The 23646-nt window shown below is 70.2% G+C and carries 28 protein-coding genes, 1 tRNA gene and 1 pseudogene; 16 read left to right on the forward strand and 14 right to left on the reverse strand.

Annotation, left to right across the window (positions count from 1 at the left end):
• Position 1: 1 nt before the first annotated feature.
• From AB0M35_RS06220 to AB0M35_RS06240, 5 genes are read right to left on the reverse strand one after another with little or no spacing between them, the layout of a single operon-like run.
• Positions 2-1327 carry a sensor histidine kinase gene (locus AB0M35_RS06220; RefSeq protein WP_363742999.1) on the reverse strand — a complete coding sequence of 442 codons (1326 nt, stop codon included), beginning with the start codon at positions 1325-1327 and terminating at the stop codon, positions 2-4.
• A 23-nt stretch (positions 1328-1350) separates the two neighbouring features.
• Positions 1351-2370: a SpoIIE family protein phosphatase gene (locus tag AB0M35_RS06225; protein ID WP_363742200.1), complete on the reverse strand. Its 1020-nt coding sequence runs from the start codon at positions 2368-2370 to the stop codon at positions 1351-1353.
• A complete protein-coding gene (locus AB0M35_RS06230) occupies positions 2358-2777 on the reverse strand; it encodes an ATP-binding protein (protein WP_363742203.1) in 420 nt (139 codons plus the stop codon). The genes AB0M35_RS06225 and AB0M35_RS06230 overlap by 13 nt, the downstream gene beginning before the upstream one ends.
• The gene (locus tag AB0M35_RS06235; protein WP_363742206.1) at positions 2774-3184 is read right to left on the reverse strand and encodes an STAS domain-containing protein; all 411 of its coding nucleotides are present in this window, start codon (positions 3182-3184) and stop codon (positions 2774-2776) included. The genes AB0M35_RS06230 and AB0M35_RS06235 overlap by 4 nt, the downstream gene beginning before the upstream one ends.
• Positions 3184-4044, reverse strand: a complete 861-nt coding sequence (locus AB0M35_RS06240; RefSeq protein WP_363742209.1) for an STAS domain-containing protein — start codon at positions 4042-4044, stop codon at positions 3184-3186. The genes AB0M35_RS06235 and AB0M35_RS06240 overlap by 1 nt, the downstream gene beginning before the upstream one ends.
• Positions 4045-4207: 163 nt before the next feature.
• Between AB0M35_RS06240 and AB0M35_RS06245 the strand changes: the two genes are divergently transcribed.
• On the forward strand, positions 4208-4564 hold the full coding sequence (locus tag AB0M35_RS06245) for an STAS domain-containing protein (RefSeq protein ID WP_013730957.1): 357 nt from the start codon (positions 4208-4210) through the stop codon (positions 4562-4564).
• Between the two features lie 10 nt (positions 4565-4574).
• On the opposite strand, the gene AB0M35_RS06250 is transcribed toward AB0M35_RS06245, so the two are convergent.
• The gene (locus AB0M35_RS06250) at positions 4575-5873 is read right to left on the reverse strand and encodes an MFS transporter (RefSeq protein WP_363742212.1); all 1299 of its coding nucleotides are present in this window, start codon (positions 5871-5873) and stop codon (positions 4575-4577) included.
• A gap of 50 nt (positions 5874-5923) precedes the next feature.
• Between AB0M35_RS06250 and AB0M35_RS06255 the strand changes: the two genes are divergently transcribed.
• The 4 genes from AB0M35_RS06255 (at position 5924) to AB0M35_RS06270 (ending at position 7932) form a co-directional block, all read left to right on the forward strand.
• On the forward strand, positions 5924-6607 hold the full coding sequence (locus AB0M35_RS06255; protein ID WP_363742215.1) for an FCD domain-containing protein: 684 nt from the start codon (positions 5924-5926) through the stop codon (positions 6605-6607).
• Positions 6608-6646: 39 nt separating this feature from the next.
• Positions 6647-7120 (forward strand): large conductance mechanosensitive channel protein MscL, encoded by a 474-nt coding sequence (gene mscL / locus AB0M35_RS06260; RefSeq protein WP_363742217.1) that lies wholly within the window; start codon positions 6647-6649, stop codon positions 7118-7120.
• Between the two features lie 81 nt (positions 7121-7201).
• Positions 7202-7459 carry a hypothetical protein gene (locus tag AB0M35_RS06265; protein WP_363742220.1) on the forward strand — a complete coding sequence of 86 codons (258 nt, stop codon included), beginning with the start codon at positions 7202-7204 and terminating at the stop codon, positions 7457-7459.
• Between the two features lie 113 nt (positions 7460-7572).
• Complete coding sequence (locus tag AB0M35_RS06270) at positions 7573-7932, forward strand: hypothetical protein (RefSeq protein ID WP_363743001.1); 360 nt, start codon at positions 7573-7575, stop codon at positions 7930-7932.
• Between the two features lie 234 nt (positions 7933-8166).
• On the opposite strand, the gene AB0M35_RS06275 is transcribed toward AB0M35_RS06270, so the two are convergent.
• The gene (locus AB0M35_RS06275; protein ID WP_363742223.1) at positions 8167-9393 is read right to left on the reverse strand and encodes a benzoate/H(+) symporter BenE family transporter; all 1227 of its coding nucleotides are present in this window, start codon (positions 9391-9393) and stop codon (positions 8167-8169) included.
• Positions 9394-9504: 111 nt separating this feature from the next.
• Between AB0M35_RS06275 and AB0M35_RS06280 the strand changes: the two genes are divergently transcribed.
• Positions 9505-10083, forward strand: coding sequence for an XRE family transcriptional regulator (locus AB0M35_RS06280; RefSeq protein ID WP_363742226.1), 579 nt, complete (start codon positions 9505-9507; stop codon positions 10081-10083).
• Here the strand turns inward: AB0M35_RS06280 and AB0M35_RS06285 are convergent.
• Positions 10052-11170: a LuxR family transcriptional regulator gene (locus tag AB0M35_RS06285; RefSeq protein WP_363742228.1), complete on the reverse strand. Its 1119-nt coding sequence runs from the start codon at positions 11168-11170 to the stop codon at positions 10052-10054. The genes AB0M35_RS06280 and AB0M35_RS06285 overlap by 32 nt on opposite strands.
• 62 nt (positions 11171-11232) lie before the next feature.
• Here AB0M35_RS06285 and AB0M35_RS06290 point away from each other — a divergent pair, with 62 nt between their 5' ends.
• The 5 genes from AB0M35_RS06290 (at position 11233) to AB0M35_RS06310 (ending at position 14828) form a co-directional block, all read left to right on the forward strand.
• A complete protein-coding gene (locus AB0M35_RS06290) occupies positions 11233-11952 on the forward strand; it encodes a protein phosphatase 2C domain-containing protein (protein WP_363742231.1) in 720 nt (239 codons plus the stop codon).
• A gap of 121 nt (positions 11953-12073) precedes the next feature.
• Entirely contained in the window at positions 12074-12889 is an 816-nt protein-coding gene (locus tag AB0M35_RS06295) for an ATP-binding cassette domain-containing protein (protein WP_363742233.1), read from the forward strand.
• The gene (locus tag AB0M35_RS06300) at positions 12889-13581 is read left to right on the forward strand and encodes an ABC transporter permease (protein ID WP_363742236.1); all 693 of its coding nucleotides are present in this window, start codon (positions 12889-12891) and stop codon (positions 13579-13581) included. The genes AB0M35_RS06295 and AB0M35_RS06300 overlap by 1 nt, the downstream gene beginning before the upstream one ends.
• A 48-nt stretch (positions 13582-13629) precedes the next feature.
• Positions 13630-14040, forward strand: coding sequence for a hypothetical protein (locus AB0M35_RS06305; RefSeq protein WP_363742238.1), 411 nt, complete (start codon positions 13630-13632; stop codon positions 14038-14040).
• Complete coding sequence (locus AB0M35_RS06310) at positions 13980-14828, forward strand: hypothetical protein (protein WP_363742240.1); 849 nt, start codon at positions 13980-13982, stop codon at positions 14826-14828. The genes AB0M35_RS06305 and AB0M35_RS06310 overlap by 61 nt, the downstream gene beginning before the upstream one ends.
• 5 nt (positions 14829-14833) lie before the next feature.
• On the opposite strand, the gene AB0M35_RS06315 is transcribed toward AB0M35_RS06310, so the two are convergent.
• Entirely contained in the window at positions 14834-15916 is a 1083-nt protein-coding gene (locus AB0M35_RS06315; protein WP_363742242.1) for an NAD-dependent epimerase/dehydratase family protein, read from the reverse strand.
• 65 nt (positions 15917-15981) lie between these two features.
• Positions 15982-16416, reverse strand: a complete 435-nt coding sequence (locus AB0M35_RS06320; protein ID WP_363742244.1) for a DUF1772 domain-containing protein — start codon at positions 16414-16416, stop codon at positions 15982-15984.
• 40 nt (positions 16417-16456) lie between these two features.
• Here AB0M35_RS06320 and AB0M35_RS06325 point away from each other — a divergent pair.
• The 5 genes from AB0M35_RS06325 (at position 16457) to AB0M35_RS06345 (ending at position 18418) form a co-directional block, all read left to right on the forward strand.
• A tRNA-Lys gene (locus AB0M35_RS06325) sits at positions 16457-16528 on the forward strand.
• Between the two features lie 528 nt (positions 16529-17056).
• Entirely contained in the window at positions 17057-17341 is a 285-nt protein-coding gene (locus tag AB0M35_RS06330) for a type II toxin-antitoxin system Phd/YefM family antitoxin (protein ID WP_332904308.1), read from the forward strand.
• Positions 17341-17652 carry a type II toxin-antitoxin system RelE/ParE family toxin gene (locus AB0M35_RS06335; protein ID WP_363742247.1) on the forward strand — a complete coding sequence of 104 codons (312 nt, stop codon included), beginning with the start codon at positions 17341-17343 and terminating at the stop codon, positions 17650-17652. Before AB0M35_RS06330 ends, AB0M35_RS06335 begins: the two co-directional genes overlap by 1 nt.
• Positions 17653-17888: 236 nt before the next feature.
• On the forward strand, positions 17889-18164 hold the full coding sequence (locus AB0M35_RS06340; protein WP_363742250.1) for a type II toxin-antitoxin system prevent-host-death family antitoxin: 276 nt from the start codon (positions 17889-17891) through the stop codon (positions 18162-18164).
• Positions 18161-18418: a Txe/YoeB family addiction module toxin gene (locus tag AB0M35_RS06345; protein WP_363742253.1), complete on the forward strand. Its 258-nt coding sequence runs from the start codon at positions 18161-18163 to the stop codon at positions 18416-18418. The genes AB0M35_RS06340 and AB0M35_RS06345 overlap by 4 nt, the downstream gene beginning before the upstream one ends.
• Positions 18419-18483: 65 nt before the next feature.
• On the opposite strand, the pseudogene AB0M35_RS06350 reads toward AB0M35_RS06345, so the two are convergent.
• The 4 genes and pseudogenes from AB0M35_RS06350 to AB0M35_RS06365 form a co-directional block, all read right to left on the reverse strand.
• Positions 18484-19341: pseudogene (locus AB0M35_RS06350) on the reverse strand (helix-turn-helix transcriptional regulator); the annotation flags it as partial.
• Between the two features lie 347 nt (positions 19342-19688).
• Positions 19689-20867, reverse strand: coding sequence for a DUF6236 family protein (locus AB0M35_RS06355; RefSeq protein WP_363742256.1), 1179 nt, complete (start codon positions 20865-20867; stop codon positions 19689-19691).
• 112 nt (positions 20868-20979) lie between these two features.
• Positions 20980-23082 (reverse strand): hypothetical protein, encoded by a 2103-nt coding sequence (locus AB0M35_RS06360; protein ID WP_363742259.1) that lies wholly within the window; start codon positions 23080-23082, stop codon positions 20980-20982.
• 135 nt (positions 23083-23217) lie between these two features.
• Positions 23218-23625, reverse strand: a complete 408-nt coding sequence (locus AB0M35_RS06365; RefSeq protein WP_363742262.1) for a hypothetical protein — start codon at positions 23623-23625, stop codon at positions 23218-23220.
• Between the last annotated feature and the right edge of the window lie 21 nt (positions 23626-23646).

The following is a 23646-nucleotide window of genomic DNA, read 5'->3' on the forward strand; positions in this document are numbered from 1 at the left end:
GTCACATCCCGTTCGCCGGCAGCGAGACGGTCAGGGTGCTGCCCCGACCCGGCTCACTGGACAGTTCCAACGTACCGCCGAGCAGGGTCGCCAGCCGCCGGGCGTACGGCAGACCGAGCCCGGTGCCGCCGGCCCGGGACGGCCCCGGCACCTGGTAGAACTCCTCGAAAACCCGCTCGTGCAGTTCCACTGGAATGCCTGATCCGGTGTCGGAGACGACAAGTTTCCAGCCGTCGCCGCGCCGCTCGGCACGCAGCCGTACCTCGCCCCGGGCGGTGAACTTCAGACCGTTGTGCAGCAGGTTGCGCAGCACCTGGGCGAGCAGCATCTCGTCGGTGCGTATGGTGGCGGGCGCCGGTGGTTCCTCCACCACCAGTTCCACCTCGGGGGCGGTGTGCAGTGCCCGCAGGGTGCCGCGCAGCTGACCGAACACGGCCCGCAGATCCACCTCGGCCCAGTTCGGTTCGAGCCGACCCGACTCCGCCTTGGCCAGATCGAGCAGCTCGTTCACCAGCGAGAGCAGGTCCGAGGCGGAGGACCGGATCAGATCGATCTGGCGCTCCTGCTCATCGGTGAGCGGGTCGGACGCGGAGTCGGTGAGCAACCGGGCCAAGCCGATGATCGCGGTCACCGGTGCCCGAAGTTCGTGGCTGACGTTGGCCAGGAAGCGGGTCTTCGACTCACTCGCCGAGCGCAGCTGCGCCGACTTCTCGTCCAACTCGGCGTAGAGGGCCACCACACCCCGGTTGGTCTCCTCCAACTCGTCGGTGAGCTGATGGTAAAGCGCCAGCACGCCGCGGTTGGTCTGCTCCAGTTCCTCGTTGAGTCGCGCCAGTTCGTCGCGTTGGCTGCGTACCTCGTCGAGGGCGGCGATCAGCTGCGAATTCTGGGTGGCTAGTTCCTCCTCCACGGTGCCCGGTGCGCTCTGCCCGAGTTGGGCACGCAGTTGCTCGAGACGCTGTGGGGTGAGCGCCTGGGCGGTGACCGGGATACGTCGCGACATCCTCACGACCGTATCCCCCGCCGGGGCCACCACGCTCAACGTGTCCACCAGACGCGCCACCGCGCCCGACTGCGGCTCGTACCGCCCTTCGGGCAAGGGGCCGACCGGGATGAGGTCGACTCGCAGGTTATGTCGCCCGTCCGGAGTGTCGGCGATGGCGAACACCACGTCGGCACCGCCGACGCCGCGCAGCAGATCCCGGGCCACCTCGCTCAGGGCGGTGGCGATCCGGACCTGGTCCTGGTGCTCCAGACCGACCGCGGCGGCAACCTCCCGGCCCCGCTGGCGAACCACGAAGATGTCCTGCTCCACCCGCAGCGTCATCTGCAACAGCGGTTCGTTGCCCGTCACCAGGACCTCGCCACCAACACGCCAGCGTCGTCGCGACGGACGCCGGCGTCCCGCAGCAGCGTGGCGGCCACCACCAGCGGCGATCGTCCGGTCAGGCCGGGGTAGTCGGCAAGCCGCCAACGGTCGACCACGCCGTCGCTGTGCATGACCAGCAAGCTGCCGGCGTCGAACGGGTAGTCGTACTGCCGGATCGTCGGGCGTTGGTGCCCGGCGATACCGGGCAGGGAAACCAGTCCCCGCTGCCGGCCGTCCCCAGTGGCCACCACGCCGCTGATGTTGCCCAGCCCGGCGTACCGCAGCAATCCGGCCGCCGGGTCCGGCTCGGCCACGGCGAGCGCCGCACCGCGGGTGTGCGACAACGCCCGATGCAGGTGGCTGACCACTTCGGCCGGGGAGGACGCCGAGGCGGCCCGGAACGCGGCGAGCGCGGCGTCGGTGGCGGCGGCGGCCAACGGCCCGTGCCCCAGGCCATCGGTGACCAGCACCTGACGGCGTTCGCCGACGATCCGCCAGGCGTGCCCGTCCCCGCTGACCGTCTCCCCGGTCAGCGGCCGGGTGAGTCCGCCGACCCAGGGCCGTTCGATTTCCCCGCCGGCGAACACCTGCACGGCGATGACCGTTCCCCGGCCCGGTCGGGAGTACGCGTCGAACCAGCTCGCCTGCCGGACGATCGCTCCCAGGCCGATGCCCAGCGTGCCGGTGGTCGAGTGACCGTCGCGGGCGGAGTCGGTGAGATCAGCCATGCCCGGCCCGGCGTCGACCGCGACCAGTTCCACACCGGCGTCCAGCTCGCGGCGCACCGGCCGGACCAGCAGCAAACCGTCCTCGGCGTGCTTGATCAGGTTGCTGGTCAGCTCTGCCGCGACGATGGCCAGATCGGCGATCCGGCCGTCGGGCAGTCCCAACTGGCCACCCAGCCGTTCGGCGGCCCGCCGCACGGCGCTGCCGGCACTGCCGGTTTCCACCCGGAACCAGGTGCCCCGGTCGGAAACGGGCTCGGCCGTCACCGGGACCACTTGGTGATCGTGATCCGGGTGCCCTCGCCGGGGGCGGTCTGGATGTCGAACTCGTCCACCAACCGTCGGGCGCCACTGAGGCCGAGGCCGAGGCCACCACCGGTGGTGTACCCGTCGGTCAGCGCGAGTTCCAGGTCGGCGATGCCGGGCCCGGAGTCGGCGAAGACGATGGTGATGCCGGGGCGGCGGCCGTTGTCCACGGCGGTCACCTCGACGGTGCCGCCACCGCCGTAGACCAGGGTGTTGCGGGCGAGTTCACTGGCTGCGGTGACCACCTTGGTCTGGTCGACCAGGGAGAGCCTGACGGCCACCGCGACCGTACGCACCAGTTGGCGGACGCGTACCACGTCCTCGTCGCTGCCGACCGTCTGCGCCTGCGGCCGGCTCAGGTCGACCCCGCTGGTCACGGCGACGCCGTCGGCTCTGCGTCCGGGTCGTCGTCGAATCCGTCGAACCCGTGGTCGCGGTCGGCCGCGATGAGTTCCATCCCCCGCTCGACGTTCAGCGCGGTACGGATGCCGTTGAGCGACAGCCCCAGTTCGACCAGGGTGATGGCGACCGCCGGGCGCATCCCGACAACCACCGTCTCCGCGTCGAGCACCCGGGAGATCGAGGCGATGGTGGACAGCATCCGCCCGACGAAGGAGTCGACGATGTCCAGCGCGGTGATGTCGATGATCACGCCGTGGCAGCTGGTGGCGACGATCCGCTCGGCCAGATCCTCCTGGAGGGCGATGGCCGTCTGGTCGGACATGTCGACCTGGATGGAGACCAGCAGGATGTCGCCGATCTTGAGGATCGGCACCCGCTCCATCACGCCTCCCGACGCGACTGGCGGCGGGCGGTCTCGACCCCGGTGAGCCGAAGCACGTGCCGCAGCGCATCGGCGAGACTGGCCTTGGTGGCGATGTCACCGAACTCGATGCCGAGCGCGACGATGGTCTGGGCGATCTGCGGCCGGATGCCGGAGATGATGCAGTCGGCACCCATCAGCCGGGCCGCCACCACAGTCTTCAGGATGTGCTGGGCGACCTGGGTGTCGACCGCCGGTACGCCGGTGATGTCGATGATCGCGTACGGCGAGCCGGTGTCGACCAGGGTCTGCAGCAGCCGCTCCATGACCACCTGGGCGCGGGCCGAGTCGAGGGTGCCGACCAGCGGCACCGCCACCACGCCCTCCCAGAGCTTGACCACCGGGGTGGACAGCTCCAGCAGCTGCTCGGCCTGGTCGGCGATCAGGCTCTCCCGGGTGCGTACGTAGCTCTCGAAGGTGAACAGGCCCATCTGGTCGACCAGCGTGCTGAAGGCGACGTAGTCGCGCAGCGTCCCGGCGCTCTGGTCGGCCTCCATCACGGCCAACAGGGCGTCCTTGAGGGCGAACACGCCGGTGGCGGTCTCGGTGGCGGAGAAGCCCTGGCGAGCCTGCCCACGGGACAGGTCGGAAAGGACCGCGCGCAGCTCGGTGGCCTCCTCGGCGGCCAGGTCGGCGGCACCCTTGCCGAGCGCGTCGACCAGGACGCGGTGCAGCTCCTGCACCTGCTGGCGCAGCTCGACCTGGCTGAGTCGACCACGCAACTGCGCGGCGACGACCTCGGTCCATCGTTGCGTGACCTGATCGACACAACTGGTAAGCAGGCCAGCCAGCCGGCTACTTTCGTCAGTGCTCAGCGCCATGACATAACCCCCTCGACCCGGACCGGCCGGACTCTATCACCGCAGACCCGGAAACTACTTGCCCCACAGCAAGCGAATGGTGGCGGCCACCGATCTCGCGCCCGTTCTGCGTACCGGGGCTTCGGTGGGATACCGTTCCACCGATAAACAGGAGGTCTGGCGAATGTCCTTGACGGTGCACACGGAACAGCGCGGTGACGTGGTCGTAGTGGCGGTCGCGGGCGAACTGGACATGGCCACCGCGCCGCAGTTGCAGGACCAGATCACCGACCTGCTCGACAAGGGGCGCAGCCGCCTCGTCTTCGATCTGTCGGAGGTCTCGTTCTGCGACTCCACCGGCCTGTCGGTGTTCGTCCGCGCCAAGAACAGCTGCGACGAGGCCGGCGGGGTGGTGCGCCTGGCCGCACCGCAACGCGGGGTGTTGCGCATCCTTGAGGTGAGCGGCCTGGTGGAGGTGCTGCACACCTATCCGACCGTCGACCAGGCGGTAGCAGGCGACCCCACACCGGCTTCCTCCTGATTCCGGCCCGTCAACGCTCGTCCTCGATGTAGCGGGGACGGGCGATCACCATCCCCGCGCCCGTCTGCACCGCGAGGGCGAGTAGCAGGAAACCGAGCGGCGCCGTCCAGCCTCCGGTGCTCTCGTAGAGGATCCCGACCAGCAGTGGCCCCAACGCCGCGATCACGTACCCCGTGCTCTGCGCGAAGGCCGACAACGCGACCGTCCCGTCGGCGGTGCGGGCCCGCAGACCGATGGTGGTCAGGATCAACGGAAACGCCCCCTGGCCGAAGGCCAACAGCACTATCCACAGCACCGCCGCGCCCCGCGGTGCCAGGGCCAGGCCCAGGTAGGCCAGCGTCGAGGCGGCGGTCAACGCGAACACCAGCGGCCGCAGGCTGCTCAGCCGACCGGCCAACGTCGGCATCAGCAACGCGATCGGCACCCCGAGCGCGGTCACCCCGGCGAGCAGCAGGCCGGCGTCCTGCGGCCGGAAACCCGCGTCCCGGAAAAGTTGGGCCAGCCAGCCCATGATTGCGTACCCGCTGAGCGACTGCGCTCCGAAGTAGACCGCCATCGCCCAGCCGAGCCGGGTGCGGCCGGGTCGGACGACCACGCGGGCGGCGGCCGCGGCATCCCGGGTCGCCCGACGCGCCGCGGTGCGGCTGCGCAACGCCGCCGGCAGCCAGGGGAGTACGGCGACCACCGCGAGCCCCGCCCAGACGCCCAGCCCCGCCCGCCAGGAGCCGAAGGCGTGCGCCACCGGCACCGCAGCCGCCGCAGCCACCGTCGTGCCGGCGACCAACGCCATCGTGTACGCCCCGGTGACCAGTCCGGCGCGATGCGGGAAGTACTGCTTGACCAGCATCGGCATCATGATGTTCGCCACCGCGATCCCGGCCAGCGCGAGCGCGCTGGTGAGCAGGAACACCACGGCGGACCCGGTGACCGCCCGCAGCACCTGGCCGACGGCGAGCGCCAGCATTCCCAGCACCAGCAGGCGGGCTGCGGACAGCCGGCGGACCAGCCACGGAGTGGCCGCCCCGAGCCCGGCGAACGCGATGGTGGGCAGGGTGGTGACGAAGCCGGCCATCGTGCCGGAGAGCGCCAGACCGACGCGCACCTCGTCGAGCAGGGCGCCGAGGCTGGTGACGGCGGCCCGCAGGTTGAGCGCCACCAGCAGTATCCCGGCCAGCACCAGCAGGCCACCGTTGGCGCGGGACGCCGGCGCGGTCGGGTGCTCACCGGCCCCGGCCTTGATGTCCTGGGGAGTCAACCCGTCGGCGGTGATTGTCGGAGCAGCGGGGGTGCCAGCAGGCGACGGGGGCATGACCTCGAATCTACAATCATGGGATGAATCCAGGCGAGAGGTTGTAACCAGTGCCACCGGTCGTTGATTCCGCCCCGCTGCCGCCCCGAGGGCGGCGGATCCAGGAGACGATCACGCAGCTGCGCCAGCGGATCCTGGCAGGCGAGTGGCCGGTGGGCAGTCGGATCCCGACCGAGCCACAACTGGTCGGGGCGCTCGGCGTCGGTCGCAACACGGTGCGCGAGGCGGTCCGGGCCCTCGCACACGCCGGGGTCCTGGAATGCCGGCAGGGCTCCGGGACGTACGTCATCTCCACCGACGAGTTGGCGCCGGTGGTGGCCCGCCGGCTGACCGACGATCGGATGACGGAGGTGACCGAGGTACGCCGCGCCTTCGAGGTGGAGGCGGCCCGGCTCGCCGCGCGTCGGCGTACCCCCGAAGACCTGGCCGCCCTCGACGACGCGCTGGTCGCGCGCGAGGCGGCCTGGCGCGGCGGCCGGGTCACCGAGTTCGTCGAGGCCGACGCCGCGCTGCACGCGGCGGTGGTCGAGGCGGCGCACAACAGCATGCTCGCCGAGCTGTACGCCTCCATCGGCGCCGCGATGCGCAGCACCGTCACCCAGGCGATGGGCGGCGCCCTGACGCCGGAACGTCACGTCGACCACGCCCGGCTGGTGGCGGCGATCCGGGATGGTGACCCAGAACTCGCCGCCCGGGAGGCCGGCGCCTTTCTGGAGCCCGAGCCGGCGGCATAGGTTGTCCCTGACTTACACGGGACACCTCAGGAGTACGGGATGATCAAGGGCTTCAAAGACTTCATCATGCGTGGCAACGTCGTCGACCTGGCGGTCGGTGTTGTCATCGGCGCCGCGTTCACGGGTGTGGTCACCCAGCTCACCAAGTCGTTCCTGGAACCACTGATCCGGGTCTTCGTGCTCCTGATCACCGGCAGCGACAAGGGCATCGCGGGCACCGCGCCGGAGTTCCGGGGCGTCGCGTTCGACTGGATCGCCTTCGTCAACGCGTTGATCACGTTCCTGCTCACCGCGGCAGCGCTGTACTTCCTGGTCGTCTTCCCGATGAACAAGCTCGCCGAGCGCCGTAAGCGGGGTGAGGAGCCGCCGCCGGCCGCACCGAGCGAGGAGGTCCAGCTGCTCACCGAGATCCGCGACGCCCTGGTGGCCGCCGGCCGGACCACGCCCGCCCAGCAGCGCGGCGCCCTGGACGACGTGCTCGGTCGCCGGGAGGAACCGCCCAGCGGGCGCTGAACCCGGCACGCGCACATCGGCCCCTGCGGGAATCCCGCAGGGGCCACCCAAAGTCGAACAAGTGTTCGATAGAGTCCCGCCATGGAGCAGCGAAAGCACTGGTGGAACGGGAAGTGGGGGCGGCTGGCCCGACGGGACGTCTTCCTCCGCACGGATGCCGATCGGTGGTACGTCGAGCAGCGGGCCGGCGGCGCCGAGGGAGTCTCCCGCTTCTACGACTACGACACCCTCGACGAGGCCGAGGAGACCGTACGCGCCCTGCTCCAACCCTCCGACCCCTGGCGCGAACTCTCCCCCCAGCCGCCCTCCCCCTGGACCACCCCGCACAGCGAGCGTTGATCAAGAGGTTTGCGTCGCCAGTTGGCCGGAAACCTCTTGATCAACGCGCGTTCCGGGAGGTGGGTTTAGGGGGAGTGGAGGGTGGGAAGGGGTGGGGGATGGAGCAGCAGGGGATCGATCAGCGGGGGATCGTTTCGCGGGTGCACACCGGGATGCCGGTGGTGGATGTCGCGGGGCGGGACGTGGGGACTGTGGATCTTGTGCAGCGCGGTGATCCCAACGCGGTGACGGTGCAGGCGCCGACCGCCGATCCCGGCGGCAGCCTGGACGAGTTGATCGAGTCCGCCGCCACCGAGGAACCGGACGTCCCCGCCGACCTGGCCGCCCGGCTGCTGCGCACCGGCTACCTCAAGGTCTCCACGGATCTGGTCCCCACCGGCGCCGTCTACGTGCTCGCCGACCAGATCGCCACCGTCACCGACCGCGAGGTCCTCCTCAACGCCCTGACCAGCGACCTGCCCGCCGAGCTCTGAGGGCCTTGCGCCGTCATCGACACCGGCGCGAGCGGTGTCGGCCGGGCGTGATCCGACCCCGGCGTGCCCGACCCACACAAGCACGCTTGTCCCCCGTGCGAGCTACCCGCAAGTGTCCACCCACGGTGACGATTCCCGGAGCGCGAATCCATAGCGTTTCAGGTGACCACGGCGCTCCTGCCGGGTCACCTCTCGACGCGTACCGCACCGGTCTGGTGACCTGAGCGCCGGGTTCTAGCTTCGGGCCTCCTCCTCTTCGCGCGGGGCGGGCAGCGAGGATGGGGTGGGCAGGGAGGGTGGGGCGGCTGGACGGCCGGAGCGGCGGCGGAAGAACAGGAGCATCAGGCAGCCGGCGATCAGTCCCCAGAAGGCACCGCCGATGCCGGCCAGGGAGACGCCGGAGGCGGTGACGACCAGGGTGACGACGGCCGCCTCCCGCGCGTCGGGGTCGGCCAGCGCCGAGGTCAGCGCGGTGGCCAGCGCACCGAGCAGGGCCAGCCCGGCGACCGCCTCGATCAGCACCGGTGGCGCCCAGCCGACCAGGGTGGTGACCGCACCGGCACCGAGCCCGAGCAGGGCGAGCCCGACGCCGTTTGTCACCGAGGCGATCCACCGACGGTCCCGGTCGGGGTGCGCGTCCGGCCCGGCGACGAGCGCGGCGGTGATCGCGGCCAGGTTGACCGCGTGCCCGCCGGCCGGCGCGGCCGCGAGGCTGGCCAGCCCGGTCGCCCGCAGCGCCGAGCCGAGCGACGGCCGGTAGCCGTAGCCGACCAGTACGGCCGTGCCGGGCACGTTCTGCGCGGCCATGGTCACCAGGAACAGCGGCAGTGCCAATCCGACCACCGCCGTCAGGCTCCACTGCGGCACGGTCACCTCGATCACCGGACGCAGTCCACCACCACCGCCGCCCGAGGTGGTCAGTGCGATCGCGCCGGCCGCCACCACGAGCGCCCCGGGCACTGCCCACGGGCGGGCGAAGCGGTGCAGCACCAGCCAGCACACCAGCACCGGGGCGGCCAGCAGGGGCACCTCGACGAGCGCGCGGACCGGCGCGGTGCACAGGGGCAGCAGCACCCCGGCGAGCATCGCCCCGGCGATCGGCTTGGGAATCGCCGTCACGGCCCGGCCCAGTATCGGGAAGAGACCGGCGGCCACGATCAGCAGCCCCGAGACGAGGAACGCGCCGACCGCGACCGGCCAGCCTCCGGGCATCGGGCCGGTGGCGACCAGCAGCGCCGCGCCGGGTGTGGACCAGGCCACGCTCATCGGCAACCGGTGACGCAGGCCCAGCCAGGCGGCACAGAGGCCGGACACCAGGCTGAGCACGAGCAACCCGGAGGCGGCCTGGCTCTCGGTGGCCCCGACGGCCCGCAGCCCGGCCAGCACCACGGCGAACGAACTGGCGAACCCGACCAGCGCGGCCACCGCGCCCGCCAGCACCGGTTGCATGCGACCCGCCATACCCCACCTCAATCGTTCCGTTTACGGAACATGACCGTGTAGCACGATAGCGGGGTGCCGCACTCGCCAGCATCAGACCCCCCACCGGCCAACGCCCCTGGTCGACCCGCCGTGGCAGACGCCGATCCGGCGGCGATCGGTCGCCGGGTCCGTGCCCTGCGTGAGGCGCGCGGGATCTCGCTGTCCGCGCTGGCCCGGCAGGCCGGGGTGGGAAAGGCGACGCTCTCCGGGCTGGAGAACGGCAGCCGCAACCCCACCCTGGAGACGCTGTACGCGATCACCGCTCAGCTCGGCGTACCGCTGACCGCCGTACTCTCCGAACCAACGAGCGGGCCGACCGTGCGGGGGGCGGCGGTCAGCGCCACCCTGCTGGAGGTGTTCGAGGACTCCGACGTCACCTACGAGCTGTACCGGATGCGGGTCGCACCCGGGCCCGGCCAGCTCTCCCCCGCGCACCAGGCCGGAGTGACCGAACACGTCACGGTCTTCACCGGAGTGCTGCGCGCCGGCCCGGTCGACGCCCCGCTGACCGCCGCCGCCGGTGGGCATTTGCGCTGGACCTCCGACGTGCCGCACGTGTACGCCGCCGTCGGCGACGAAGAGGTGACGGCCAGCCTGCTCCTGCGCTACCCCCGGCGAAACGGAGTTGATCAGCGGCTCAGTGGTCGCGGGTGGCGGTCGGCGCGGTGAGTCCGGCAGTCGGCGCGGTGACGGCGAATCGCTGGCGCACCGCCCAGAGCGCCGCCTCGGTACGCGAGGCCGCGCCGGTCTTGCGCAGCAGGTTCGACACGTGCACCGTGACCGTCCGGACCGAGATGCCGAGGGCGCGGGCCACCTGCTTGTTGGACATCCCGGCGACCAGGCAGTCGAGCACCTCGACCTCCCGACCGGTCAACTCGACCGCCGCAGCGACCGGGGAGTCAGAATCGGCAGCGATCCGAGCAGCGGGAACAGCAGCGGCCGGAACAACAGCGGCGGGAACAGCGGCCGGAACAACAGCGGGCTCGGTCGGGGCGAGCAGTGTGCCGGGATCCGCTCCGGCGTGCGCGGCGAGCAGTTCGGTGAGGGCGTACGGGTTACCGCCGGTGTGCTGCCAGACCCGATGTACCAGGCACGCGTCGGCGGCCGACCCGGCGTACACCTGATCCAGCACCTCGGCGACCTCGGCAGGGCGCAGCGGCCCGAGATGTTGGCGCACCACGCCGCGTACCCCGCAGAGGCGGGACAGGGTGCGGCCGGTGAGGGCGGGTGCGACCGCGTGGGCCGCGGGCCGGGTCGCCACCATCAGCAGGGCCGGCAGCCCGTCCGCGGTGGCCAGCTCACCGACCAGATTGAGGCTCGCCGGGTCGAGCGCGTGCAGGTCCTCCACCACGAGCACCGCCGGGCCGGCGCCGACCAGTGCCCGGACGGTACGCACGGCCAGCCGGAGCAGGGTGCCGGGGGCGTAGCGCTCACGTGGCGCGGTGGGCTGCTGGGCGAGCCAGGCCAGCGCGTCGGCCGGAAGATCGAGTCGACTGGTGTCACGCCCGCTCAGCACGGCGGCCAACCAGTCGTACGGGGCGGGGCTGTGCACCCGGGCGGCTCCGCTGAGCACCACGTCGGGCCGGGGCGTGAAACCGTCCAGCGCGGCGGCGACCAGCAGGCTCTTGCCCACGCCCGCGCCTCCGGTGACGACCGCGACGGCCGGCGACCGACGGTTACCGTCCACCACGGTGGACCACGCTCGGCCCAGCTCAGCGAGCTCACCGGCGCGCCCGACCATGGACACGGGCAACATTCCTCAACCCTACGCAGTAGTGCGTAGAGACGCGGGACAGGTCTTCTTGGCAAGCTTGACCCATGACGCTGATCCTCCGCTCGGCCATCCTCAACGACATCGGCCTGGTTCGGACCAACAACGAGGACTCCGCGCTCGCCGGCGAGCGCCTCGTCGCGGTGGCCGACGGCATGGGTGGACTTCCTGCCGGTGAGGTGGCCAGCGAGATCGTCATCCGGATCCTGGACGAGCTGATCCCGCCGACCGCCCCGGACGCCGCCGCCGACGCGCTGCGCGCCGTGGTGAGCACGGCCAACCAACGCATCCACGCCGCGATCGCCGCCGAGCCGGCCCGCGACGGCATGGGTACGACCCTGACCGCGGCCCTGCTCGCCGGGAACACGCTGGTGCTGGCCCAGGTCGGCGACTCCCGCTGCTACCTGCTCCGGGACGGTCGACTGAGCCAGTTGACCCGCGACGACACCTTCGTGCAGGCGCTGGTCGACCAGGGGGCACTGACGCCGGACCAGGCCCGGCACCACCCGCAGCGCTCCCTGGTGACCCGCGCGGTGCAGGGCGCGGACGCACCGCCGACGATGGGGATGTTGACGGTCACCGCCGGTGACCGACTGCTGCTGTGCAGCGACGGGCTCTCCGACTATGTGACCGACGACGCGATCGCGGCCACGCTGGGGCTGCACGCCGACCGCCACCAGTGCGGCGAGCAACTGGTCAAGCTCGCCCACCAGGCCGGTGCGCCGGACAACGTCACCGTCGTGATCTCCGACGTGGTCGACGGCTGAGGCCGACCGTGTGCGGCTACCAGCTCACCGACGACGGGCGGGCGGCGCTGCGCCACGGCGGCAGCGCCTGGCTGGCGTTCGTGGCACCGGTGAACGGCATCGTCACGAAGGAGGTCGACGGGTGAACGCCGACGAGTGGCTGCGGGTCTTCGCGGCCGAGTTGCACCAGCGCCGGGTGGCGGCCGACGCTGCCCGGCACGTGGTCGCCGAGGCCGCCACACACCTGCGCGAGGGCGGCGGCGACCCGTGGCTGGTCTTCGGTCCGCCGCAGACGTACGCGGCCACGATCGTGGAGAGCATCGGCACCGCGCCCGCCCCGCGTCCCGGCCCGGTGCGCCTGGACGCCCGGGGCATCACCAAGCGGTACGGCCGGCACACGGTGCTGCGGGACGCGGCGCTGACCGTACGGGCCGGTCAGATCGCCGCCGTGGTCGGCGCCAACGGCTGCGGCAAGAGCACCTTCCTGCGGATCTGTGCCGGGCTGGTGTCACCCGACGCTGGCGAGGTGACCGTCTCCGGTCGGCTCGGCTTCTGCCCCCAGCAGGGCGGCACCGCCGACTTCCTGCTCCCCGACGAACACTTCGTCCTGGTCGGCGCCGGTCAGGGGGTGGCCCGGGAACCGGCCCGACGAGCCGGCCGGGCGGCGGCTCGACAACTCGGCTGGGACGCCCAGGGCGACGTGCTCGCCCGGCACCTCTCCGGCGGTACGCGCCAGAAGCTGAACCTGACCATGTCCACCCTCGCCGCGCCGGACGTGCTGCTGCTCGACGAGCCGTATCAGGGCTTCGACCAGGGCAGTTACGTCAACCTCTGGGATCAGTTGATCCGGTTGCGCGACGAGGGACGGGCCATCGTGGTGATCACCCACCTGCTCAACCAACTCGACCGGGTCGACGTCGTGCTCGATCTGACCCCCGCCGACCAGGGAGGCCACTGATGAAGCCGATGCTCACCGTGGCCGAGATGACGTTGCGGGAGCTGGCCCGGCGTCGGGGCGTACTGCTGCTTCTGCTGTTGATGCCGTTGGTCTTCTGGCTGATCCGGCGGGACTCCTACGTCGGGCAGTCGATCCGCGCGCTGCTGCTGGGCATCAGCTGGGCGGTGAGCACGGCGGCGCTCTTCGCCACCAGCGCCGCCCGCGAGCTGGAACCTCGGCTGCGGCTCGCCGGCTACCGCCCGCACCACCTCTACGTCGGCCGGATGCTCGGCCTGTGGCTGCTCGGGTTGGCCGTCTCGGTGCCGTTCTTCCTGCTAACCGTCTTCGACGCGGCCAACCTGCGGTACGGCGGGATCGCGGTGGCGATGCTCTGCTGCGTGGCCGTGGCGGCACCGTTCGGCATGCTGATCGGTGCCCTGCTCCCCCGCGAGTTGGAAGGCACCCTGCTGCTGCTCACCGTCGTGGCCATGCAGATGCTGCTCGATCCGGCCAGTCCCGGATCGAAGCTGACCCCGTTCTGGTCCAGCCGGGAGATCGCCACCTGGGCGGTGGACCACACCGACGGCGGTTACCTGACCCGAGGGCTGCTGCACGCCACAGTGGTCACTGCGCTGCTGATCGTGACGGTGGCGGGGGTGTTCAGCGTCCGGCTGCGACGTCGCCGGCACCTGCATCACGTACCGCTCACCTGAGCCTCGCCGGGGGTGGTTTTCGGCGGTTCATCCCCTAGCATCACCTAAGTGCGTCTGAGATCCCCCGCCGTGGTCGCACTCGGCGTCGCCGTCACCGTCCTGTCCGCCTGTGGGCCGTCCGTGCCCCGGGCCGATCCGCGCAGCACCCCACCACCTGCGGTCGACGCGGACGCCGCCGCCTCGGGCGCAGCCACCGAGCAGGGCGGGCAGGCCGATCCGCAGGCCAGCACGGAACCCTCTGCCAGCGCCAGCGCCGTGCCTTCGGCGACACCCACCGGCGGCGTACGCAAGTCGTCCGGCGATGCGGTGGCCGTACCGGCGGCGGGTCGGGCGGTGGACACCTCGCGGCCGACCCGTACGGTCGGCACCGGCACCCGGCCAGTTGCACCTCGGCGGCGGTGGTCCGGGCGGTGGCGGCCGGCGGCATCATCACCTTCGACTGCGGCCCCGATCCGGTGACCATCACGATGACGGCGACGGCAAAGGTGCGCAACGCCAACGGCCCGCAGGTGATCATCGACGGCGGCGGCAAGGTAACCCTCAGCGGTCAGGGCAAGCGGCGCATCCTCTACCTGAACACCTGCGACCCGTTGCAGGGCTGGACCACCTCGCACTGCCAGGACCAGGACCACCCCCGGTTGACCGTGCAGAACCTGACCTTCGCCGACGGCGACGCCACCGGCCAGCGCACCGACGGTGGCGGCGGTGGCGCGATCTTCGTCCGGGGTGGTCGGCTCAAGGTGGTCAACTCGCACTTCGTCGACAACCGCTGCGACCGGACCGGCCCGGACGTGGGCGGCGCCGCCATCCGGGTCCTCGACCAGCACGACGACCAGCCGGTGTACGTGGTCGGCAGCACCTTCGTCGGCGGTTCCTGCGCCAACGGCGGCGCGTTGAGCAGCATCGGCGTCTCCTGGGTGGTGCTCAACAGCACGCTGCGCGACAACGCGGCGGTCGGCGAGGGGGCCAACCCGGCCCGTTCCGGCACCCCGGGCGGCGGCAGCGGCGGCGCGATCTACTGCGACGGCAACGAGTTCTCGGTACGCATCGCCGGCACCACCATCGAGGGCAACGACGCGAAGGAGGGCGGCGGGGCGATCTTCTTCGTCAGCAACAACCGCACCGGCACGCTCCGCATTGAGGATTCCACCCTGCGCCGCAACCCCAGCCACGGCTTCGAGACCTACCCGGGCATCTTCTACCTGGGCGCCGGCAAGCCCACCTTCACCCGCTCCACCCTGCGCTGACCCCGTCAGTAAGGGTTGCTGTGGCCGGCCGGGCGGACCCGGACGAGCCCGGCCGGGCGACCGGGCAGGGCGGGTGCGGCAGACAGCGGCGGACTGTCGGTGTGGGCACGTTCGGCCATTCCGGCGATGAGTTCCTTGAGTGCGTCGACCGCGTTGACCCGGGGTCGCCAGCCCAGCTCGGTCTCGGCCCGGTGGCTGGACATCAGCGGTGCGTTCAACGCCAACTCCACCCAGCCGGCGTCGATCGGCTGCAGCCGGGCCCGCCAGGTCAGCGCCGCGGCGGCGCGCAGCACCGGGGCGGCCACCGGCACCGTCCAGCCGTGGAAGTGCCGGGCCACCAGCTCCGGGGTCAGCACCGGGTCCGCAGCGACGTTGAAGGCGCCGCGCACATCACCCAGAATCGCCCGGGCGTACGCGTCAGCCACGTCGTCGGCGTGCACCGCCTGCATCCGCAGCCGCCGGTTGGCCGGCACCAGCGGCAGCCGCCCGTACCGCAGCAGCCGCACCGGCACCAGCGGCCCGAGGAAGTACCGGGCGATCTCGGTGCCCGCCGCCCGCTGAAAGATCAGCCCAGGCCGCAGCCGTACCAGCCGCAACCCCGGATGGGTCCGCTCGATCCCGTCGAGCATCTCCTCCACCGCCGCCTTGTCCCGGCTGTACGACGATTCGACCACTCCCGTCGCCGGCCAGCGCTCACTGACCGGCGCGTTCTTGGGCCCCGGCGCGTACGTGCCGACCGACGAGGCGTACACCAGGGCCGGCACCCCGGCACGCAGCACCGCGTCGACCACCGCCCGGCTGCCGTCCACGTTGGTCCGGCGTAACACGTGCTGGTCGTGGCTGGGCTGGATCTGCCAGGCCAGGTGCACCACCGCATCGGCACCGGCGAAGACCCCGGTCAACTCGTCCGCTGCACCCGGCAGACCGATGTCACAGGAGTGCCACCGCACCCCGTCGTACGGCTCACCGGCCCCCGCGTGGGGCAGCCGCCGCGCCACCCCGATCACCTGGACGTCGCGCTCGCGCCGCAACCGGCGCAGCAGCGCCGTACCCATGTTCCCGCTCGCCCCCACCACCACGATGCGCATGTCCGGCCCGTACCCGATAAGTGGCTTTCCAAGCACGCGCCGTGTCGACGCCTTCCGGAGACACCTCACCGGGCGAGCAGGGCGCCGATCAGGCAGGCGAAGGCGGCGACCGAGCTGACCGTCCGCACCTGGTTCCACCGCACCCAGGGCCCCTCGAACCGACGTCGGAACGCCGCCAGGTCGGGGGTCCCGTCGACCGACCTGGCGGCGTCCAACTGATTGTTGAGCGGCACGTTCGACCGCATCGTTACAACGAACGTGACCGCATGGCAGACCAGTGCGGCAACCAACCAACCCAGCACCGCGCCGCCGACACCGAGGTGACCGAACACCGCCACGACGACGCGGATCGGCTCCGGCATGCTCACCCTCCCCGTGTCGCAGTGCCGACCGACCCGATCCTGCCAGCCGGGTGCGAATCGCCTGTCGCGTCGCCGTTCTGGGATAGCTTCCGTCCGACCTGATCCGGCTGTCGGCTGCGCGCCTGGGGGCCTGAGCATCGCGCGCCGGGCCGTGGGGGTCAGGTAGCCTGTGGGCCGCGGGCCGCTAGCTCAATGGCAGAGCTGTGGACTTTTAATCCATAGGTTCAGGGTTCGAGTCCCTGGCGGCCCACTCGAAACGGATACCCAAACGGAGGGGTCCACGAGCAGCGAAGCCGCGGGCCGAGGTCGATTTCCTGGCCGCGCTGCTGCCATGCCCCCGAGCCCGACTCACATCCGGGGCAGTCCGGCGAGCGGGTTCCGCAGCGTCGCCCTACGGCTTCATCACAATCAACCGACAGCCGGCGGAGATGCAGGCGGGGATAGTGGATGGGTCCGGGCGGGTTCCCGGGCACGTCGGGAAGTGGGCAGCTGTCAGGCGTCGTAGATGTGGTGCGCTTGGTGACGGAGGTGTTCGAGCGCCTCGGCGAGGCGGATTTCGACCTCTTCCGGGTGGACCCGGCGCGCTGGGCGATTTCGTGGATGTCAGCCTCGTGCTCGGGGAACAAGGACGACAAGGGGCGGCGGTGCGACGCCGGACGGTCATGGGTCCTCCGAGGCATCGATTGCTGGTCCGGACACTCAACGAGCGGAGCAGAGGCCGGGTCGCGATACGGGTTCAGATTGGCCATAATTCCAACCGGTCGCTAAAATGGCTGCCATGGAGACCATTCCGATCACCGAAGCCAAGGCCCGGATCGCCGAGCTTGCCGACCGGGTCGCTCGGGAGCACGACCACTTCACGATCACCCGCAACGGACGTGCCGACGTGATGCTGATCTCGGTCGCCGAGTACGAGTCGATGCGGGAGACGCTCGACCTGCTCTCCGACGACGAGGCCCTCGCGGATCTACGCCAGTCGCGGGAGGATTTCGCGGCCGGCGACACGTTCTCGATGGACGAGGTTCGCGCCGAGCTGGAACGGCGTCGCGGTAGGGCGGCCTGATGCCTCCGCAAAGCGGGCGACGGGACGACACGCGCGAGGCGACCAGCCCGTACACGGTGATGTTTTCCCGGCTGGCCCGCCGCAACCTGCACGAGGACCTGCCGCTGGAAGTCGCGGTCGCGGCGACGGAGACCATCCAGCACGCGATCGCGGTCAACCCCTATCGGGCTGGCAAACCACTCGACGAGCCCTTCGACGGCTTCCACTCCGCCCGCCGCGGCACGTACCGAATCATCTACCGGATCAACGAAGCCAAACGCGTCGTGGAGATCCACTCGATCCGCCACCGGCGCGACGCCTACCGCTTCTAGGCCACGGTTGGAATCGCGCTTCATTGGGCTGGCCTGCCCATTCGCAAGCGGTAGCGGGCCACCGGCGATGGTCACCGACTGGTTCGCATGGTGGCACCTCCGGCCCGCTTTCCCGCAGGTCAGCGGTCCTTCCTGAGGTTGTTTGGGTCGCGTTTCGGCCCGTACGGCATGGGCCCGGAAGTGGGCGACACACTCCACCCGAGGTACAGTTTTCTGTACCTGCCCTGGAGGTCGTCATGCGGACCGTGAACTTCACCCAGCTGCGCCAGAACCTGGCCGCCGAACTCGACAGCGTCATCAACGACGCCGAGGAAGTGGTGGTGACCCGCTCGGGCCACGAACCGGTGGTCATCGTGCCGCTGGCGGAGTACGAGGCGATGAAGGAGACCGAGTATCTCCTTCGCAACCCGGCCAACGCCGCCGCCCTGCGCCGCTCGATCGCAGAGCTTGAGCAGGGCGACGCGGCCGAACGGAACCTGATCGACCCGGCCACCGTGCGAGACGTCGCGTGAGGCTGGTCTTCACCGCGACAGCCTGGAGCCAGTACCTCAGCCACACCGATCGTAAACTGGTCAAACGCATCAACGACCTCATCACGGACGTGATGCGCAACGGATACGAGGGCATCGGCAAGCCGGAACCCCTGCGGGGCGAGTTGTCCGGCTTCTGGTCCCGCCGAATCGACCGTGAGCACCGGCTGGTCTACCGCATCACCAAGGACGACGTCGAGATCATTGCCTGCCGGTACCACTACGGCGACCGGTAGCGGACGAGTGAGCCAGGAATCCTGGCTCAGACGAAGTCCGCATAGCGCTCTCCGGCAACCCCTTGGTAGGTGGCTTGGTGGCTCATCGCGGCGAGGATCTCGGCACCCAGGCCGGCGTCGTCGGCGTTTCGGGCCAGGTCGAGGGCATGGGTGAGGTAGCGCTGGGCGAGGCCGTGTTCGGCCATGTCGTACGCCTGCCAGCCGGCGAGTTGCGTCAGTTCGGCGACGGCGGTGAGCAGCTTGCGGCCGGTTGCCGGATCGTATCGGCCTTCGGTTACCAGGGGCGTGACTTCGTGGTGGAGGTAGCGGGTGACGTTGGCGCGGGCGTGGCCGCCGCCATGCTGGTTGTCGAGTCGCCGGTAGGTGGCAGTCATCTCGCGGATGGTGTCGATGTCGGGCTGACCGACCGTTCGGCGGCCGTCCTGCGCAACGGGCTGCGTGCTGGTTGCGGTGAACCAGCGTAGGGCGGGCAGGGTGTACGCGGCGGAGCTGAATACTGTTTGGCGGAGCAGTTCTCGGCGGTTCACGTCGCCTTCCCATAACTGCGCGGCAGCGCGGACGTCCTCGTGCCAGGAGCGGTTGGCCGGAAGATCACTGTGGCGGGTGTAACGGTGGTCGGCCATGTCCGCGCGATATGACCGCTGGCGAGGCGCGAGGCCGAGCGTCATCCGTGACTCGTCGGGCATGGCGCAGCCGTCGGCGATGCGCTCCAGTACGTCGATGGAGGTCACCTTCCGGCCGGCGATGATCCGGCTGACGTAGCCCTGTTCCAAGCCGACGGCGGCCCCGATGCGGGTCTGACTCGCGCCGGTATGCCGAGTAAGTAGCCGAAACAGGGCGCCGATATCGCGGGCAGCAAGAGCCGCACGTATGTCCTGGTGCGACCAGAGGTCTTCGGGAATCCGTAGATGATCGAACGGCACAACGACTCCAAGCGTCGTCGGACAACTACTCATGGTGCTCGATCTGGAGCTGCGGCGGCTGCGACCTGCCCTGGCCGTGCCCGACCCGGCGGCGAGAACTACGCGCGGAGTACGCCGACGCGCCCGTGTCACTGGCCCTCTACCTCGGTGCCTACCTCGTCCAGGCCGCCGAGGACATGCCCTGGGCACCAGCCAGCGCACTGCACCGACGCTTCATCGGCTGGACCAGACAGCCGCCAGCAGTACAGCAAGCCCTAGCGAGGTGAGCAGGCGATCGACGGCGAGCACAATCGTTGACATGGAGTTGTCGCTGGAAGGCGCTGAGCGGTGTGACGGAACGTCAGGAGTCAGGGCTTGTTCGGCAGGAGGCGCCGACCGAGCGCCTGGATTCGATTCGCAAGGTCGGCGGGCTGAAGCTCCGACTTGATGCGGTAGAGGTAGGCGTGTGCAGGTAGTCCGCCGATTTCTCCTCTGCGGGCGTGCCTGCGGTCCTGCCATACCTGCCACACGCTCAACGCCGCGGCCCCCGCGATGAGCAACGACTGCTCCTTGAGTGCGATGGCGGCGGCGACAGCAGCGAGGCCGACGGGTACCTCCGTCTTTATGTTGATGAGAGCCAGCGTCGTGTCGATGCGTGCGTCTTTGAGTCGTCGCTCCAGGTCCGCAAGGTGTGGCTGGATCAGCTTCTCGTGCTGCACGCGCAGGTGGTCGCGCAGGGCATCCGGGTCGCGAATGCCGTCCACGTCGATGCCGGCGACCATAGCCTCGATCTGCTGCTGGAAGGCATCGCGCTCGGCCGCGTACCGCTCGCGGAATTTGATCAATTGGTTTGCCGACACACCCTCGATGTCGGCTGGGACCACCATCCGCAGGCTCAGTCCTGCCATGAACTGTTCCGCCTCGTACGTAGAGCGTGGCCGCGGCTGCGCCGTGTCGCCAAGCAGCGCCTCGGCGAGGCGTTCCATTCCGAAGTCTCCGAGGCCGACATGGCTGAGGGCGTCGTCGGTGATTGGCTGTGCCCCTCGTCGGCTGGCTACCGCTTGGGCGAGGGCAGTCATGTACAGACTGGCCAACTTCGGGTGCATGCCGACCCACCGGGGATCCCGCGACCCACCCGGCTCGGCGAGTGAGAGTTGCTCCAGTTGGTCCAGCAGTTGCGGGTTGATCTTCGGGCCGAAGACGTAGGTGAGTTTAGGGTTTCCGAAATGAGCGGCATGTGATTGGACGGTTGTCGGCTCGTCGGGCCAGCCTTCGGAGAGGTGCAATCCGTACCGGCGGCGGAGTTGATCACCGTGGCTGGTCAGCAGCTCCCGGAAAGCCCGCGCTGATTCTTCCTGCTCCCGGACCGGATGGAAGTCTCGGATGTAGTCCGCGTCCTTGAACTCCCTGACGGTGTCGCTATCACGCAGATTGAATCGACTGGGCACGATGCGGCCCATTCGGTCCCAGTAGAGCGACGTGAGCTTCAACCAGGCTTCATCACGGAAATGGATGAACGGGTAATACAGCCCTATGCGTGCGCCCACTTCCCCTCCCGTGAAATCGACTCTGTCCGATGGACTGGCAGCACGGAAAGTCGGCTGTGGTGCGGTCAGCCCGTCGTACGAGCAGCGTAGACGCGGCGAACCAGTTGGCACGTCAGCGGCGTACGGTGACCTTCGCGCTGGTGGCCTTGCCGTTGGCGTGGCCGGCCTTGCGGGCGATCACTGTGACGGTGAGCTTCTTGCCCCGCATCGTCGAGGTCAGCTTCAGTGTCTTGCCGGTCGCTCCCTTGATCAGCTTTCCGTTGAGCCGCCACTCGTACTTGTAGGAGTCCACCTTCGGCGACCAGGTGCCGACCAGGGCCTTGACCTTTCGGCCGACCTTGGGCGTACCGCTGATCTTGGGCTTTTTCGTTGCCTTGGGGGCCTTGCCCTTGGCGACCGCGGCGGTGGCCTTCGAGGTGGCCTTGCCGTTCGGGTGACCGGTTCGGATGGCAGTCACGGTGACCGTGAGCTTCTTGCCGAGCAGCGCGGCCGGAATCTTGAGTGAGGCACCGGTGGCGCCCTTGATCGCGGTGCCGTTCGCCGCCCACTGGTACTTGTACGAGGTGGCGCTGGGGGTCCAGGTCCCGGTGCTGGCCTTGACGGTGCTGCCGACGGCGACCGTGCCGGTGATCGCCGGCAGCTTCGTGGCCTTCGGCGCGGGCGGTGCGACGATCTGGAATCTGCTGGCCCACGTCACCGAGCGACCGAGTTCGTCGTGCGGGGTGAGCCGTACCGTCGCCGGACCGGTCGCCACGCCGGTCAGGTCGGCGTAGACCAGCATCATCGAGCCGCCCCCGGTCACATGGTGGACCTGCGCGGGTACCGGCTTGCCGTCGGAGGGGATGACCTCGATGAGGTCCTGCTTGTGCATGCCGTAGCCGGTCAGCTCCAGCAGGTGCACCGCGCCGGTGGTCACCGAATTCGGTTCTACGTGGTCGAGGGCGATCAGGCGGCGTTTGAGCTGGAAGCGGTGTTCGGTGACGTCCGAGGTGCTGCCGGTGGCCGTCACACTCCAGAGGAGCACCTCGTGGGCGCCGTCCGTCGGCGGCGTCCAGGACACGGTCGCTGTTCCGTCCGGGCCGGCGGGGACGGCGATCGACGGAGCGCCGTTGATCCGGTACCGGAACTCCGTGGTGCCGGGCAGTCCGGCGGTGAAGGTGAAGGTGCCGGGCCATACCCGGCCGACGCCGTTCGACGGGAAGTCGGTCGAGGTGACCACCGGACGGTTGGAGACCGACCAGAGGATGATGGCGCTGTTCGTCTGCACCCCGGCGGCGTCGCGGGCGAAGATGTTGATGTAGTGGGTGCCCCTGACGGTGGGCATGAGTTGGAAGGTGGCGCTGCCGTCGGCCGTCGGCGTGAGGATCTGCCGGCTGTTCGCGTCAGAGTTGACGGTGACCACGTACTCGACGGGGTTCGCCATCCGGGTACGGGCAGTGAAGGTGGTCGGTGTCACCCAGCCCACGCCGGGGATACGCGACACAGTAGGCGTGGCGCCGTCGACGGAGTAGGAGACGTACCGGCTCGCGGAGATCGTGCCGTCGGCGCTGACACTGTGCACCAGGAGGTTGTCGATCTGGTGGTGGAGGGCTGTCCAGGTGAGGTCCGCGGTCCCGTCCGGGCGCGCGTCCACCGTGCCGGTGTGGTACGTCGCGTGCAGCCGGTCGCGCAGGCTGTAGGTGTAGGACACGACGTCCGGCCGCCCCGGCCGCAGGCGTACCGTCCGCGACCCGCCGACCACCACCTTCGCGCCGTCCTCGCCGCGATCAACCAGCCGTGGGCCGTCGTCGACCTTGAAGTCGTAGGCCGTCTCGGTCGACTGCGCGCCGTCGGCGGTCACGTCCCGGACGTACAGGGTCTGCATCCCGGCACGGACCGGGGTGATTGACGCGTACCCCAGGCGATCGACGGCCGGGACGGTGCCGGAAGCTCCGTCGTCGCCGAGCCGCCAGGCGAAGGCCACGGCGTCGGTGCGGTAGGTGAGGAACCGGAAGGCGCCCGTCACCCCGACCGTGTAGTCGAGGTTGGGCGAGTTGGGATACATCGGATAGTCGGACGAGCTCACCGCTGGTGGGCGTACGGTCTGCTCGGATTGCAGTGTGGTCCCGGCTGCCGAGGCGGGCGTGACCACCGCTACGGCGCCTCCGGAGCCGCCGAGTGCCGTTACCGTCAGCAGTGCCACGATCCGTCGAGCTGAGCGCGAGCCGATGCGCATCCGTCCCCCATGTACCGACCGGGCGATGATCACCCGGGGCAGATGATATTGACAGACGCCAGATGTTCTGGGCAAGGCGGATGCCTGCCTGCTCCGGTGACCTTCGACGTGACGGATTCACCGCAGGGGGTGCGCTCAGAGGCCGGCCTTGCGGCCTGCCCAGAGCCAGAACGCCATCAGTGCCGTGCCGCCCACGCCCATCGCGAGAATCACCTCGCGGGACAGTTCGCGCGACACCGGTGGCGGGGCGCACCCGGTCGGCCAGTAGTCCACCGTCAGGTCGCTGTGCAGTCCGGGCAGCCGGCCGCCATCGAATTGCGAGCTCCTGAGGCCGCAGACGACCGCCCCGTCCGGGGTGTCGACTCTGACCAGGGCGACGAATGGTCGGCCGATGCTGTCGTGTTCGATGGATATCACGGTGGCCGGGCGCAGTTCCCCGGTCGGTGGGGGCGGCCCCAGGTCGGCGAAGATCCCGGCCGCCAGGATCAACAGGGAGGCGAACAACCCCGCGATGGGCACTGCCGGATAGATACGGGGGCGCATGCCGGCGAAGCTAGTGCGAGC

Origin of the sequence: Micromonospora sp. NPDC051196 (assembly GCF_040682415.1) — a bacterium.
Taxonomy (GTDB): domain Bacteria; phylum Actinomycetota; class Actinomycetes; order Mycobacteriales; family Micromonosporaceae; genus Micromonospora.

Excerpts from the sequence above, each read along its gene's own strand:
- AB0M35_RS06220 (WP_363742999.1), bottom strand. The coding sequence starts at position 1,327 with ATGACGCTGCGGGTGGAGCAGGACATCTTCGTGGTTCGCCAGCGGGGC.
- AB0M35_RS06235 (WP_363742206.1), bottom strand. The coding sequence starts at position 3,184 with ATGGAGCGGGTGCCGATCCTCAAGATCGGCGACATCCTGCTGGTCTCC.
- AB0M35_RS06240 (WP_363742209.1), bottom strand. The coding sequence starts at position 4,044 with ATGGCGCTGAGCACTGACGAAAGTAGCCGGCTGGCTGGCCTGCTTACC.
- AB0M35_RS06245 (WP_013730957.1), top strand. The coding sequence starts at position 4,208 with ATGTCCTTGACGGTGCACACGGAACAGCGCGGTGACGTGGTCGTAGTG.
- AB0M35_RS06250 (WP_363742212.1), bottom strand. The coding sequence starts at position 5,873 with ATGCCCCCGTCGCCTGCTGGCACCCCCGCTGCTCCGACAATCACCGCC.
- mscL (WP_363742217.1), top strand. The coding sequence starts at position 6,647 with ATGATCAAGGGCTTCAAAGACTTCATCATGCGTGGCAACGTCGTCGAC.
- AB0M35_RS06265 (WP_363742220.1), top strand. The coding sequence starts at position 7,202 with ATGGAGCAGCGAAAGCACTGGTGGAACGGGAAGTGGGGGCGGCTGGCC.
- AB0M35_RS06275 (WP_363742223.1), bottom strand. The coding sequence starts at position 9,393 with ATGGCGGGTCGCATGCAACCGGTGCTGGCGGGCGCGGTGGCCGCGCTG.
- AB0M35_RS06285 (WP_363742228.1), bottom strand. The coding sequence starts at position 11,170 with ATGTTGCCCGTGTCCATGGTCGGGCGCGCCGGTGAGCTCGCTGAGCTG.
- AB0M35_RS06290 (WP_363742231.1), top strand. The coding sequence starts at position 11,233 with ATGACGCTGATCCTCCGCTCGGCCATCCTCAACGACATCGGCCTGGTT.
- AB0M35_RS06300 (WP_363742236.1), top strand. The coding sequence starts at position 12,889 with ATGAAGCCGATGCTCACCGTGGCCGAGATGACGTTGCGGGAGCTGGCC.
- AB0M35_RS06315 (WP_363742242.1), bottom strand. The coding sequence starts at position 15,916 with ATGCGCATCGTGGTGGTGGGGGCGAGCGGGAACATGGGTACGGCGCTG.
- AB0M35_RS06320 (WP_363742244.1), bottom strand. The coding sequence starts at position 16,416 with ATGCTCAGGCCCCCAGGCGCGCAGCCGACAGCCGGATCAGGTCGGACG.
- AB0M35_RS06330 (WP_332904308.1), top strand. The coding sequence starts at position 17,057 with ATGGAGACCATTCCGATCACCGAAGCCAAGGCCCGGATCGCCGAGCTT.
- AB0M35_RS06335 (WP_363742247.1), top strand. The coding sequence starts at position 17,341 with ATGCCTCCGCAAAGCGGGCGACGGGACGACACGCGCGAGGCGACCAGC.
- AB0M35_RS06340 (WP_363742250.1), top strand. The coding sequence starts at position 17,889 with ATGCGGACCGTGAACTTCACCCAGCTGCGCCAGAACCTGGCCGCCGAA.
- AB0M35_RS06360 (WP_363742259.1), bottom strand. The coding sequence starts at position 23,082 with ATGCGCATCGGCTCGCGCTCAGCTCGACGGATCGTGGCACTGCTGACG.
- AB0M35_RS06365 (WP_363742262.1), bottom strand. The coding sequence starts at position 23,625 with ATGCGCCCCCGTATCTATCCGGCAGTGCCCATCGCGGGGTTGTTCGCC.